Annotated in this window: 14 protein-coding genes; 9 read left to right on the plus strand and 5 right to left on the minus strand. The window is 61.6% G+C overall.

Annotation, left to right across the window (positions count from 1 at the left end; genetic code table 11):
• Positions 1–90: 90 nt before the first annotated feature.
• Positions 91–1,920 (plus strand): sensor histidine kinase, encoded by a 1,830-nt coding sequence (locus tag AC0Z42_RS10930; protein WP_485468245.1) that lies wholly within the window; start codon positions 91–93, stop codon positions 1,918–1,920.
• A gap of 189 nt (positions 1,921–2,109) precedes the next feature.
• The gene (locus tag AC0Z42_RS10935) at positions 2,110–2,799 is read left to right on the plus strand and encodes a glycine-rich domain-containing protein (RefSeq protein WP_485468246.1); all 690 of its coding nucleotides are present in this window, start codon (positions 2,110–2,112) and stop codon (positions 2,797–2,799) included.
• Positions 2,800–2,894: 95 nt separating this feature from the next.
• Here AC0Z42_RS10935 and AC0Z42_RS10940 read toward each other — a convergent pair whose 3' ends face one another.
• The 3 genes from AC0Z42_RS10940 to AC0Z42_RS10950 all read right to left on the minus strand — a co-directional run bounded on the left by AC0Z42_RS10940 (position 2,895) and on the right by AC0Z42_RS10950 (position 4,714).
• The gene (locus tag AC0Z42_RS10940; RefSeq protein WP_029496207.1) at positions 2,895–3,134 is read right to left on the minus strand and encodes a hypothetical protein; all 240 of its coding nucleotides are present in this window, start codon (positions 3,132–3,134) and stop codon (positions 2,895–2,897) included.
• A gap of 314 nt (positions 3,135–3,448) precedes the next feature.
• Positions 3,449–3,709 carry a hypothetical protein gene (locus tag AC0Z42_RS10945; protein WP_485468247.1) on the minus strand — a complete coding sequence of 87 codons (261 nt, stop codon included), beginning with the start codon at positions 3,707–3,709 and terminating at the stop codon, positions 3,449–3,451.
• A gap of 84 nt (positions 3,710–3,793) precedes the next feature.
• Positions 3,794–4,714 carry an SDR family oxidoreductase gene (locus AC0Z42_RS10950; protein ID WP_485468248.1) on the minus strand — a complete coding sequence of 307 codons (921 nt, stop codon included), beginning with the start codon at positions 4,712–4,714 and terminating at the stop codon, positions 3,794–3,796.
• 12 nt (positions 4,715–4,726) lie between these two features.
• On the opposite strand from AC0Z42_RS10950, the gene AC0Z42_RS10955 reads away from it, so the two are divergent.
• The 5 genes from AC0Z42_RS10955 to AC0Z42_RS10975 all read left to right on the plus strand — a co-directional run bounded on the left by AC0Z42_RS10955 (position 4,727) and on the right by AC0Z42_RS10975 (position 9,501).
• Positions 4,727–5,752: a CDP-6-deoxy-delta-3,4-glucoseen reductase gene (locus AC0Z42_RS10955; RefSeq protein WP_485468249.1), complete on the plus strand. Its 1,026-nt coding sequence runs from the start codon at positions 4,727–4,729 to the stop codon at positions 5,750–5,752.
• A 65-nt stretch (positions 5,753–5,817) separates the two neighbouring features.
• Complete coding sequence (locus AC0Z42_RS10960) at positions 5,818–7,089, plus strand: MFS transporter (protein ID WP_485468250.1); 1,272 nt, start codon at positions 5,818–5,820, stop codon at positions 7,087–7,089.
• 39 nt (positions 7,090–7,128) lie between these two features.
• Entirely contained in the window at positions 7,129–7,794 is a 666-nt protein-coding gene (locus AC0Z42_RS10965) for a DUF1345 domain-containing protein (RefSeq protein ID WP_485468251.1), read from the plus strand.
• 176 nt (positions 7,795–7,970) lie between these two features.
• A complete protein-coding gene (locus AC0Z42_RS10970; protein WP_485468252.1) occupies positions 7,971–8,348 on the plus strand; it encodes an HPF/RaiA family ribosome-associated protein in 378 nt (125 codons plus the stop codon).
• Positions 8,349–8,535: 187 nt separating this feature from the next.
• On the plus strand, positions 8,536–9,501 hold the full coding sequence (locus AC0Z42_RS10975; protein ID WP_485468253.1) for a GGDEF domain-containing protein: 966 nt from the start codon (positions 8,536–8,538) through the stop codon (positions 9,499–9,501).
• Between the two features lie 2 nt (positions 9,502–9,503).
• Here AC0Z42_RS10975 and AC0Z42_RS10980 read toward each other — a convergent pair whose 3' ends face one another.
• A complete protein-coding gene (locus AC0Z42_RS10980) occupies positions 9,504–10,106 on the minus strand; it encodes a DUF5610 domain-containing protein (protein ID WP_485468254.1) in 603 nt (200 codons plus the stop codon).
• Positions 10,107–10,246: 140 nt separating this feature from the next.
• Here AC0Z42_RS10980 and sbcB point away from each other — a divergent pair, with 140 nt between their 5' ends.
• Positions 10,247–11,692, plus strand: coding sequence for an exodeoxyribonuclease I (gene sbcB, locus AC0Z42_RS10985; RefSeq protein WP_485468255.1), 1,446 nt, complete (start codon positions 10,247–10,249; stop codon positions 11,690–11,692).
• A 42-nt stretch (positions 11,693–11,734) separates the two neighbouring features.
• Here sbcB and pyrF read toward each other — a convergent pair whose 3' ends face one another.
• The gene (gene pyrF, locus AC0Z42_RS10990) at positions 11,735–12,559 is read right to left on the minus strand and encodes an orotidine-5'-phosphate decarboxylase (RefSeq protein WP_485468256.1); all 825 of its coding nucleotides are present in this window, start codon (positions 12,557–12,559) and stop codon (positions 11,735–11,737) included.
• A gap of 168 nt (positions 12,560–12,727) precedes the next feature.
• Between pyrF and AC0Z42_RS10995 the strand changes: the two genes are divergently transcribed.
• Positions 12,728–13,342 (plus strand): LemA family protein, encoded by a 615-nt coding sequence (locus AC0Z42_RS10995; protein ID WP_485468257.1) that lies wholly within the window; start codon positions 12,728–12,730, stop codon positions 13,340–13,342.

The following is a 13,342-nucleotide window of genomic DNA, read 5'->3' on the forward strand; positions in this document are numbered from 1 at the left end:
TATTATGGAGTGATTGAATAATTTACAATTTTATTGACGCTGGCGCATCGCAGGCCGCGCCGCCCGATACCACCTCCGATGCGGATTGCCATGCCTGCTGATGCCAATGGCGAGAGCCTGCGAACACCTGAAAAAAAGCCGCTCTGGCTGCTCAGTTGCCTGCTGTCGCTGTTCGTCGGCCTGTTGTTCCATATGGCGGCATCGATGTCGATCGACAACGATGCGCGCGTGCTGTTCGACAGCCTGGCACATTCCACCAAACAAAATATCAATATGCGCGTCAAGTCGTATACCGATTTGCTGCGCGGTGCGGCCAGCCTGTTCCGTGCCAGTGACCAGGTCAGCCGCGAACAATTCCGCGCTTATGTAAGCCACCTGGACTTGCGGAAAAACTTTCCCGGCGTGATGAATCTCAATTATTGTCAGTGGCTCGACGAAGCCAGGCGCCCCGCTTTCGAAGCGGCCATGCAACGCGACTATCCCGAAGGGCGCGACGGCTACCCCGCCTTTGCCATCGACCCGCCGGGGCCGCGCGACTGGTATTCCGTGCTGGTATATATCGAACCGATCTCCAGCGCACCGGAAAAATATGGCCATGACATCGCCGTGCGCCCGAGCGTCGCCGAGGTGCTGGCGCAGTCGCGCGACTCGGGCGAGATCAGCAATTCGGGCCTGCCCGTGCCGATGCCCGGCCGTCCACAACTGACCGGCATGGCCATGCGCCTGCCCGTCTACCGCAACGACATGCCGCTTGGCACGGTGCAGGAACGCCGCGCCGCCTACCAGGGCTCGGTGGGCCTCGGCTACGACCTGGCGCTGATGATACGCGGCGTGCTGGCCGCGATGCCGGTGCGAAATGTCCGCCTGACCCTGTTCGATATCGGCACGCAGGCCACCGAACCGCAGCCCCTGGCGCGCGAGACCCGTCCCCTCTTCGACAGCACGACGGCCAGCAGGCAGCCGCACTGGTGGCAGATGGCCGGCTCGCGCAAGTATCTGAGCAGCACCATGCTGATCGACTACAACGGCCGTGTCTGGCAAGCACAGTTCAGCGTGCGCAAGAGCGACCTGTACACGCCGTTCGAAACGTATCTGCCCTGGCTGGCCCTGCTGGTGGGCTTTACCGGCAGCATGCTGCTCTATACCGTGTTCCACACGCTCGCGTCGTCGCGCCTGCGCGCCATCCGCATGGCCACCGTGATGACCGACGAACTGCGCGCCAGCCAGTTGCGCCTGCAGCAATCGCACCAGAAGCTGCGCCGCCTGGCCGCCCACGCCGACCATATCAAGGAAGAAGAACGCAAGCGCATCGCGCGCGAAATCCACGATGACCTGGGGCAGAATTTGCTGGTATTGCGGATCGACGCCGACATGCTCGCTTCGCGCACGCAGCAGCGCCACCCGCGCCTGCATGCACGTGCCCGCTCGACCTTGCGCCAGATCGACGCCACCATCAAGAGCGTGCGCCAGATCATCAACGACTTGCGCCCCACCGTGCTGGACCTGGGTGTCAACGCCGCCGTGGAGTGGCAGGCGGCGCAGTTCCGGCTACGCACCGGCATCGCTTGCGAAATCAGCGAAAGCCATGGCGAGATCAACGTGAGCGACCAGTGCGCCACCGCCCTGTTCCGCATCCTGCAAGAATCATTGAGCAATATTTCGCAGCATGCCAACGCCAGCCGGGTACAGATCAAGCTGGAAAAATACCACGACAGCGTCGCGCTGACCGTCAGCGACAATGGCGTGGGGGCCGGCGCCGACGGGCGCAACAAGCAGGGCTCCTTCGGCCTGGTCGGCATCGAGGAGCGCATCAAGCTGCTCGGCGGTACTTTCCTGATCGACAGCAGTCCCGGCGCGGGCATGAGCGTGCAGGTGACTGTGCCGCTGGTCGCCGGCACGCAAGACTTTTCGTTTCGGTAAGCGCACTCTAGTCACTATCAAGATGCAAGCTACATGGCTTCGCCAGGCGGCTGCAGCAGCTTGCGCTGAGCCCGATTCAATGCAATATTAACGGTTTCCTAACTGAATTTTCCCAGGAGTCCCGCGACCAGCCCGCATCCCGCCACACCCTCTGCGCAGTTTTTCCAATGACACTTTTTAAGGATATTCATGGATACGAACATCGATTTCAAGGCAATTGCAGATCTGAATCTGGACGCAATCAAAGTCAAACTGATGCACCGCGAGTCGGGCGAAGGCTGGAGCCTGGAAAAGGCCAATGCGGTGGAGTTCGAATACCGGCGCTTCCTGATCCTGATGAAGCAGTTCCCGGAAGAGGAAACAGCGCCGTTGATGGATGTCGACACCTTCTGGCACTACCATATCCTCGACACCCTGAAATACGCGGCAGACTGCGAACAGGTGTTCGGCTACTTCCTGCACCACTTTCCATATATCGGCCTGCGCGGCGAAGACGACGAAGCGGCGCACCAGCGCGTGGGCGAGCGCATGAAGCAGTTGTATGAACAGACCTTCGGCGAAGACTATGTGCGCGCCGCAACAGCGTACTCAGGAAGAGCGGTGCAGGCGGCGTATTCTGGCCGTGCCGTGCAAACAGCCTATTCGGGCCGTGCCGTGCAGGCAGCCTATTCGGGACGTGCCGTACAGGCGGCAGCTTATTCGGGCCGCGCGGTGCAGGCGGCGTATTCGGGACGGGCAACGGGGGCGGTGACGGCGTTTTCCAGCGCGCCAGCTTCGCTCGGCGCGGCGCTGGTGGCGACGTCGACCGCAGCGTTGGCCGATGGGGACGTGAAGCGTTTCTATATCGACAGGCCGGTATTGCGCCAGGAAAATGCTTAAAGGCTGACGGCGGATTCACCGTGCTGGCTGCCGCACGCGGCAAACCTGTTTGAAACCCAGACGGCAGCTCTCAGTTTGCCGTCTGTCTGGCAGGCTCAGGCTGCCATCAGTTCGCGCAGTTCGCGAATGCTGAAGTCGCTGATTTCGTGCATGCGGATCAGGATGGTGGCGCCGATCGGCAGGGTGTTATGGCGAATCTTGCTGATCACCGGTGGCGCCACTTCCAGCGCACGCGACAGGGCAGCGTCGTTTTTCAGTTGCAGCTTGTCGATGATGGCATCGAGCACGCGGTTAGGGTTATAGGTAGGCAAAGAGGTAATTTGTTTGAGAGACATGGTGAGAAATCCGTACTTGTTGTATTAAGGCAAAAAAAGACTGGTCGTCGCTTTTGCGCTAATTCAGGGTCAACACACTAAAAAGCGCCATTGCTTGTGCGGCTTTTAGCCGACAGACAATATAATACACTTATTTGTTGATTTTTGCTTAACTAGAAGCAAAAATGTGACAATTGAAGAGAATTTGCGCGTTTGGAATGTGCTAAAGGATAACTCAAAACAACATACTTTGCTGCCGGCCCTCCATTTTCAGAAAAATGGAGGCGGCCATGCCTGCAAGCCAGTTGCAGCGCCACTGCCGCCCCTTGCCCGCCTTACTTGTTCTTCTGACGCACGCGCTGCTGTTGCTTTTCCTGCGTTTGCTGGCGGTTCTGCTTGCGCTCGAACAGGGTGACGGCGTCTTTCCTGGCCTGCTCCACCGTGCGCATGGCCTCGTGGTCGTCATGCGGCACGAAAAATTCGGCGTCCTGCGCCGCCATGACCAGCTTGATGGCAGCTTCGTCATCGAGGTCATACAGTTCCGTCAGGACGGTGGTCACTTCGTCGAGGAAGGCTTCGTAGGTCAGGGTAGTCATGGTGATCCTTAGGTAATCAGGCGCGCGGCAAACAGGCTGGGCAAGTTCCCCGGCCTGTGGAAAGTGCGAAAACAACCGCGTATTTTAACTGATGCCGGCCCTGCCGTCTGTCAGTAACTGCAATGCATCGACCACGCGCGGGTAGCGCAGGCGCACGCCCAGTTCGCGCTTCATGCGGCCATTGTCTAGGCGCCGCGATTCGGACATGAACGACAGCAGCATCGGCGTGACCATCTGCTGCAGTGCTTCACGCGGCAGGCGCGGCGGGCGCGGCAGGCTGAAGGCGTCGGCCACCGCATCGAAATACGCCGCCATCTTCATGTCGCTGTCATCGCTGGCGTGGTACACGCGCCCGCCCGCCTGCATGCGCCACAACGCGTGCAGCACAATGTTGGCCAGGTCATCGGCATGGATATGGTTGGTGTACACATCGTCGGCGTCAAGCAGCGCCGGCGTGCCTTCGCGCAAGCGTTTCAGCGGCAGGCGGTCGGCCGCATAAATGCCGGGCACGCGCAGAATCGCCAGGCGCGCGCCGCGCCGCGCACCCCAGGCGCGCAGCACGGTCTCGGCGTCCAGGCGGCGCCGCGCACGCGCATTCGACGGCGCCGGCGTGCGCGTTTCATCGATCCGCGCGCCGCCGCAATCGCCATACACGCCGCTGGTACTCACATACACCAGGCGCGCATGCTCAGGTAAAATGGCGGCCAGATTGCGCGTGCGCCGGTCCAGCAGGCCGCTCGACTGCGGCGGCGCCAGGTGCACGATCCAGGGCGCGATGCCGGCCAGCTTGCGCAGGCTGGCGCGGTCGTCGAGGTCGGCCACGATGGGGATGGCGCCGGCGGCCCGCAGTTCGGCACAGCGCTCAAGCTGGCTGGTGACGGCAAACACGCGAAAACGCGCGCCCAGCAGGGGCAGCAGCCGCATGCCGACATCGCCACAGCCCAGTATCAGCAGGCGCGGCAGGCCCAACGGTTTGCGCAAAGAATGCTTTAACATATTTTTCATCTCAAGGATTGTATGACTTTTCAAGTTACTGTTCAGCCCAGCGGCCACCAATTCAGCTGCGAAGCGGACGAAACCGTGCTGGCGGCGGCGATCCGCGCCGGCGTCGGCTTGCCTTACGGCTGCAAGAACGGCGCCTGCGGTTCCTGCAAGGGCAAGGTCGTGTCCGGCAGCGTACAGCACAAGGCGCACCAGCAGCGCGCCCTGACGCCGGAAGAAGAAGCGGCCGGCATGTCGCTGTTCTGCTGCGCCACCACCAGCGCCGATCTGGTCATCGAGGCGCGCGAAGTGGCCGGCAGCAGCGACTACCCGATCAAGAAAATGCCATCGCGCGTGACCACGCTGGAAAAAGTCGCACCCGACGTGATGGTATTGACCCTGCAATTGCCGGCTGCCGAGCGCCTTCAGTATCGCGCCGGACAGTATATCGAATTCATGCTGCGCGACGGCAAGCGCCGTTCCTACAGCATGGCCAGCGCGCCGCAGGACGGCGGCCCGGTCACCCTGCATATCCGCCACCTGCCCGGCGGCCTGTTCACCGACCAGGTGTTTGGCACCATGAAGGAGCGCGACATCCTGCGCTTCGAGGGTCCTTTGGGCACCTTCTTTTTGCGCGACGACTCCGACAAGCCTGTAGTGCTGCTGGCCTCGGGTACCGGCTTTGCACCCTTGAAAGCCATCGTCGAGCACATGATCCATGAGCACTCCACGCGCCCGATCAGCCTGTACTGGGGCGCGCGCCGTCCGCACGATCTGTACATGGATGGCCTGTGCCGCCAGTGGGCGGCCGACCTGCCGCAATTGACCTACGTGCCGGTGGTATCGAATGCGCTGCCGGAAGATGGCTGGCAAGGCCGCAGCGGCTTCGTGCACCAGGCGGTCATCGCTGACCTGCCCGACCTGTCCGGCCACCAGGTGTATGCCTGCGGCGCACCGGTAATGGTCGATTCGGCCAAACGCGATTTCGTGCAGCAATGTGGCCTGCCTGAAGAAGAGTTTTACGCCGACGCCTTTACCACCGAGGCCGACCTGGCCAAATAATGCCGTCCGGAGCGCAGGGCGGCGCGCCGCCCGGCCCTCCCCCTGCTTCACCCTGGAAAGCTTTCATGTCCACAGCAATATCCGGCAATGGCTTCAGTGTCCTGCGCCACCGCAATTTCGCATTTTATTTGTCCGCCCGCGTGCTGGGCACCCTGGCCGTGCAGATGCAAAGTGTGGCCATCGGCTGGCAGGTCTACCAGATGACGGGCAGCCTGTTCGACCTGGGCCTGATCGGCCTGGCACAGTTCGCGCCTTTCCTGCTGCTGATTTTGCCGGCCGGCCATATCGCCGACCGCTACAACCGCCGCAACATCATCGCCTGGTGCCTGACGGCGCAACTGGCCTGCGCGCTGGCGCTGCTGGGGTTCACCATGACCGGCCTGTCCGTGGTCTGGCCGGTGTTTGCCGTGCTGGTGCTGTTCGGCAGCGCGCGCGCCTTCATGATGCCGGCCACCCAGGCGGTGCTGGTCAACATGGTGCCGAAGGAGAGTTTCAGCCAGGCACTGGCGCTCAGTTCGTCGAGCTCGCATATCGCCATCATCCTTGGCCCCACCCTGGGTGGCCTGCTGTATATTTTCGGGCCGAAGGTGGTCTACCTGATCTCGTCGGCGCTGCTGGTGCTGTCGGTGCTGCTGATGCGCGCCACCACGCCAGCGCCGCAGATCGTCAAGCGCGAGCCGGTCAGCTGGTCGACCCTGCTCGAAGGCCTGCATTTTGTCTGGTCGCGCCCCATCATGCTGGGCGCCATTTCGCTCGACCTGTTCGCGGTGCTGTTCGGCGGCGCCACCGCCCTCTTGCCGGCGCTGGCGCACGACGTGCTGCATATCGGCCCGACCGGCCTGGGCCTGCTGCGCACGGCGCCCGGCATGGGCGCGGCGCTGTGCTCGGTGCTGCTGGCCTTTCACCCGATCACGCGCCGGGTCGGCGCCTGGATGTTCGGCGGCGTGGCCGTGTTCGGCCTGGGCACCATCGTGCTCGGTTCCACCGGCACCTTCCTGGTGGCGCTGGTGGCGCTGTTCCTGATGGGCGCCGGCGACATGGTCAGCGTCTATATCCGCCACCTGCTGGTGCAGTACGAAACCCCCGATGAAATCCGCGGCAGGGTCAGCGCCGTCAACTCCGTCTTTATTGGCGCCTCGAACGAACTGGGCGAATTCGAGTCCGGCGTCACGGCCGGCTGGTTCGGCCTGGTGCGCGCGGTGCTGTTCGGCGGCGCCGCCACCCTCGCCGTCACCGGCATCTGGGCAGTGCTGTTCCCGGTGCTGTCGCGCATGGACCGCTTCCCCCACCATGAAAAGGAAGAGGCCGCCAAAACGGCAAGCGGCAAGCCGGCTTAAGGACTACCATGCGCTATTGTCCACTCTGCTGAAGTTTCCATGAACATACCGCTGCCCTTCCACGGCTTTGTCCGCAGCCGCCCCCACCTGAGCCTGGCCATCGTGATCGGCGTGGCGGCCGGCGTGCTGCTGCCTTCAAGCTGGGCCGCGATGACACGCGTGCTGACGGCGTGGAATATCGCCGTCTGGCTGTATCTGTTCACCATGGGCGCGATGATGATGCGCGCCAACCATCACAAGGTGAAACAGATGGCCAAGCTCCAGGATGAACGGGCCGCCATGGTGCTGTGCGCGCTGTCGGTGGCCTCCGTGATGAGCCTGATCGCCATCTTTTCGCAGCTGTCGTCGATCAAGGGCATGGACGAGGAACAGCGCAGCCTGCACTACGCGCTGACGATACTGACCCTGGTCGGCTCCTGGTTTTTGGTCGGCACCCTGTTCTGCTTTCACTATGCCCACCTGTATTACCGCGCCGAAGCCGACCGCCGACCTTTGAAGTTTCCCGATGACGAGCAGGACCCCGACTACTGGGATTTCCTGTATTTCGCCTTCACCCTGGCGGTGGCCGTGCAGACCTCGGATGTGACGGTGCAGACGCGCACCATGCGCCAGATCGTGCTGGGCCAGTCGGTGCTGAGCTTTTTCTTCAACCTGGTGGTACTGGGACTGTCGATCAATATCGCAGCCGGCCTGATCAACAATTAGAAACTTGACCTGGCTGAACCGTTAAGCCCGGCTTAATTGTGCCGCGCCCTTGAATTCCGGCAAACAGGAGTAAGATAAGTCTCATGCAACGGGCATTGACTGGCAAAGCTGCCGCAATGACCGGGCACAGCATGACGCCCGTGTTGGGTTTTTTTCGAATTGACAGGAGATAGCATATGCAAATCAATATTCAAACCGACAGCACCATCGCCAACAACGCTGGACTGAACGAACATGTGCAATCCGTACTGGAAACAGCCCTGAGCCGTTTCCGCGACAACATCACCCGCATTGAAGTCCACCTTAGCGACTCCAATGGCCCGAAAGGCGGCGCCGACGACATTCGCTGCGTAATGGAAGCGCGCATCGCTGGCTACCAGCCGATCGCCGTCACCGAGCAGAATGCTTCGGTGCACCAGTCGGTCAGCGGCGCTACCGACAAACTGAAACGCGCGATCGACAGCGCCCTGGGCCGCCTGCAAGACAGCAAACGCCACGCCACCGGCAAGCACGCCGTGAATGACACGGCGGACGTCGAAGAAGCCGCCGAATAATCCCCCGTTTTTCATATGAGACCTGGGCAGCCGATCAAGGCTGCCTTTGCTTTTGTGCCACACACTTTCATGAAAGTGGTGGGTTGTGCTTTCAAATCAACCATAGTTATTACTCCCAAGAACGCTTTACGCTATGATGATGCGCACGTCCCGCCGCTTGCGCGGGGTCGTCTCTGGAAAGCATATCGTGGAAAAAATCGGCAATTTTGGCGCTTCGGGCTGCAATATCGGCGATCTTCAGCTGTTTTCCGCCGCCGCCGATGACACCACGGCGGCCATGCTGGCGCACTGCCCGGTGCTGCGGCTTGAAGCGGGCGAAGCACTGGGCGACAACAGCGGCGCCTGCCTGTATATCGTGCTGCGCGGCTCGCTGGCGGTGGCGGCAGATACCTATACCGGCATGGATGACGGCACCGTCAGCAAAGTCTTGCCCGGCGAAAGCGTGGGCGAACAATCGGTGCTCGATGAGGCCAGCAACCTGACCGCCATTTCCGCGCTGGAAGAAACCGATGTGCTGGTGATCGACGCCGTGCTGGTGTGGGAATTGATCGAACAGTCGAACGGCCTGGCGCGCAACCTGCTGCGATTGATGTCGTTTCGCATCCGCGCCGCCAATGCCTTGCTGCGCCGGCGCCAGAAACTGGGCGAGTTCTACCGCCAGTTGTCGATGGTCGACAGCCTGACCGGCCTGTACAACCGCGCCTGGCTCAATGATCTGTTGCCAAGCATGATCACCACCGCGCACGACAGCGACGCGCCGCTGTCGCTGCTGATGATAGACCTCGACCATTTCAAGCGCTTCAACGACCAGCACGGTCACCAGGCCGGCGACCAGGCGCTGCGCATCGCCGCCCAGGTGGTGGGTGCGGCCTTGCGCCCCACCGATTTTGCGGTGCGCTATGGCGGCGAGGAATTGATGGTTATTTTGCCCGACACCAATGAACACCTGGCGCTGCTGGTGGCCGAACGCCTGTGCGAGCGCATGCGGCAGGCGGTCATTTTCGAGGATCTGCGCTGTCCCTTGCCCCATATCACGGGCTCGTTCGGCGTGGCCAGCCTGGCGCAATGCCAGGACGAGCATGGCCTGATCGCCACGGCCGATGCGGCGCTGTACCGCGCCAAGGATGCCGGCCGCAACCGCGTTGCGGTGTAAGCTCAAGCCGCCGTGTCGGCCTTCTTGCTGGAATGCGCGGCGACGAAATCGGCATAGCCTTTCTGCACCAGCTCATAGGTCTTGTCGATATTGCCGGCGATATCGCCTTGCAGCACATTCAAGCCCTTCAGGATGTCGCGCGCCTCCGAAAAGCCTTTTTCCATGCCACCGGAAATGGTGCCCATGAATTTTTCCAGCGCGGCATCGTTGTCCATGCCGGGGTTCTGCTTCTTGAACGCCTCGAAAAAGCCGGTCGACAGCGATACAATCCGGTTCGCGGTCGCTTCGGCGCTATTGTCCTGCGATGCCGCGTTTTGCACGGCGTCGTCGCCAAAATCGGCCTGCAGCGCTTCGTTGATGCTGGTGATGGCCGATTTGTAGACCAGCGCCAGCGGATCATTCTGCGAACTGATCGATACATTCATGGACGCCTGCAAAATGGCGGCGTTCAGCTGCAGTTTCGAGCGGTCGTTGACGCTCATCTGGGCGGTGCTGCCTTCGGCCTGCTTGACTTTGTCGTCCTTGCCGGTGACACCGGTGGTGATATTGCCGGTATTGCTGACGGAACTGGCGGAATTGCCGCTTGCGGCGATGGGAAGTGACACGATAAGCCTCCTTGGACGGACAATGGTTGACTCCATGCGAGAATGCGCAGTACAGCTGATCCTCTCTTTGGTAATATCGGCAAGAATTCCGAAAACTGAAGCGGCGACTTTTTTCGCCGCACACCATGCAAGCACCACCAATGACAAACCAGACTTTTCTTTGGCACGACTACGAAACCTTTGGCGTGCAGCCGCGCCGTGACCGGCCGGCCCAGTTCGCGGCCATCCGCACCGACGCCGACCTGAACGAAATCGGCGAACCCATCATGCTGTATTGCCAGCCTGCCAATGATTTCCTGCCAGACCCGCAATCGTGCCTGATCACCGGCATCACGCCCCAGCAATGCCTGGCGCGAGGCGTGCCCGAACACCAGTTCGCCGCCACCATCGAAGCGGCCTTTTCGGAGCCGGGCACCATCGGCGTGGGCTACAACACCATCCGTTTCGACGATGAAGTAACGCGCTTCCTGTTCTGGCGCAACCTGATCGACCCATATGCGCGCGAATGGAAAAACCATTGCGGCCGCTGGGACCTGCTCGACGTGGTGCGCATGACGCATGCGCTGCGTCCCGAAGGGATTTCCTGGCCGAAGCGCGACGATGGCCAGACCAGTTTCAAGCTCGAGCATTTAAGCAAGGCTAACGGCTTGCTCCATGAAGCGGCGCACGATGCGCTGTCCGACGTGCGCGCCACCATCGCGCTGGCCCGCCTGATCAAGGAGAAACAACCAAAACTGTTCGATTTCTGCCTGGCGCTGCACAAGAAAGACAAGGTCGCCAGCGAAATGGGCATGCACCTGGCCGCCGCCCAGCGCCAGCCTTTCCTGCACGTGTCGGGCATGTTCCCGGCCGAGCGCGGCTGCATCGGCGTGGTCTGGCCGCTGGCCACGCACCCTTCCAACAAGAATGAAATCCTGGTATGGGATTGCCAGTACGACCCAAGCGAGCTGTTCACGCTGGATGCCGACACCATCCGCACGCGATTGTTCACGCGCACCGACGCCATGCTCGAAGGCATGACGCGCCTGCCCGTGAAAAGCGTGCATCTGAACAAGTCACCCATGCTGGTGGGCAACTTGAAAACCCTGTCACCGCCGATGGCTGCGCAATGGGGCATCGATATTGCTGCCGCGCTGGAAAACGGCCGCCTGGCGGCCGGCGCGCCGAACATGGACGCCATCTGGGCTGAAGTGTTCAAGCGCCCCGCCGAAGGCCGTGCCGACGTCGATGAAGACCTGTACAACGGCTTTGTCAGCAACGACGACCGCCGCGTGCTCGATTCCTTGCGCCGCGAGACGCCAGAAAAACTGGCCAGCGCCCGCCCTTCCTTCAGTGACGAGCGCTTGCAGGAGTTGCTGTTTCGCTACCGCGCGCGCAACTTCCCGCAGACCCTGAGCGAAGCGGAAAGCGCACGCTGGGAAGAGCACCGCGCCGCCCGATTGTTCGACGGCGAAGCCGGTGCCCGCACCATCGAGATGCTGTTTACGGAAATCGATACCTTGTCGGAATCGGTCGATGAGCGGGGGGAGGAGATTCTCGGGGAACTGTACGATTATGCCGAAATCGTCGCGCCACAGCGTGACTGAATGAAAAATGCCGGGCAAGCCCGGCATTTTTCATGGTACAGCTTACAATGAGCGATGCGCATTGATCGCATCGCGCGTTTCAATTGCCACGCGCCGCGCCGCGTCGGCCCAGTCTTCTCCGTCTTGCGGCTTGGCATAGATGATGGCCCGCGAGGAACTGATCATCATGCCCATGCCGTTTGCCGTCTGGCCCGCGCCGACGGTAGCGGCGATGTCGCCGCCCTGGGCGCCAATGCCTGGCACCAGCAGCGGCATGTCGCCGACAATCGCCCGCACCTGCGCCAGTTCTTCAGGGAAGGTGGCCCCCACCACCAGCGCGCACTGGCCATTCTTGTTCCATTTCTCGGCCACCAGGCGCGCCACGCGCTGGTACAGGGGCACGCCGTCGGTGTCGAGGAACTGCAGGTCCGAGCCGCCCGGGTTCGAGGTGCGGCACAGGATGATCACGCCGCGGTCCGGCCACGCCAGGTATGGATCGAGCGAATCTTCGCCCATGTAGGGGTTGACGGTAACGGCATCGGCGCCATAGCGCTCGAACGCTTCGCGCGCATATTGGGTCGCGGTGGCGCCGATGTCGCCGCGCTTGGCGTCGAGGATCAGCGGAATATGCGGATAGTGCTCGCGCAGGTAGCGGCAGATGTCTTCGAGCTGCTTTTCCGCGCCCAGCGCGCCAAAATAGGCGATCTGCGGCTTGAAGGCGCAGGCCAGGTCGGCCGTGGCGTCGATGATGCGCGTGCAAAAGGTGGTGATGCCATCGGGCGCGTCGCGCAGTTCGGCCGGCAGCCTGGCCAAGTCCGGGTCCAGTCCCACGCACAGCAGGGAATGATTGGCCGTCCACGCGGCTGATAATTTATCGATGAAATTCACGGCACACCTTTTCTGTATTCAGTTGCAAACCCCGTATTGTAACGCGGCCGGCGGCCGCTCCGGCGGCGCCAGGCCCGCCTGGCGTACTGATTAAACCAACATTTTGTGGTGTTTCAGGTATATTTGCCCCACCTGACTCTCCTCTTACCACTACGCACGGAAACCATCATGCAAATCACCCAACAATTCACCAAATGGCTGCGCCTGGCCCTCTCCATTACCGTGCTGGCCGGCGTACTGAGCGGCTGCGGCTACAACGATTTCCAGAGCAAGGACGAAGCAACCAAGGCCGCCTGGGGCGAAGTGGTCAACCAGTACCAGCGCCGCGCCGACCTGATCCCCAACCTGGTCAATACCGTCAAGGGCTATGCCAGCCACGAACGCGAAACGCTCGAAGCGGTCACAAAGGCGCGCTCGGCCGCCACCAGCTTCCAGATCACGCCTGAAGTACTGAATGACCCGGCCGCGTTCGAGAAATTCCAGCAGGTGCAAGGGCAGTTGTCGTCGGCACTGTCGCGCCTGATGGTGGTGTCCGAAAAATATCCGGACCTGAAAGCCAATACCAACTTCCGCGACCTGCAGTCGCAACTGGAAGGCACGGAAAACCGCATCGCCGTGGCACGCCAGCGCTATATCGTGGCGGTGCAGGACTACAACGTGCATGCGCGCAGCTTTCCGAACAACCTGACGGCGATGATGTTCGGCTACAAGGTCAAGCCGTCGTTTACGGTGGAAAATGAAAAAGCCATCTCGACCGCACCAACCGTCGACTTCGGCAAATAA

This window comes from Janthinobacterium sp. 1L-D-8-B-C4 (assembly GCF_057291295.1).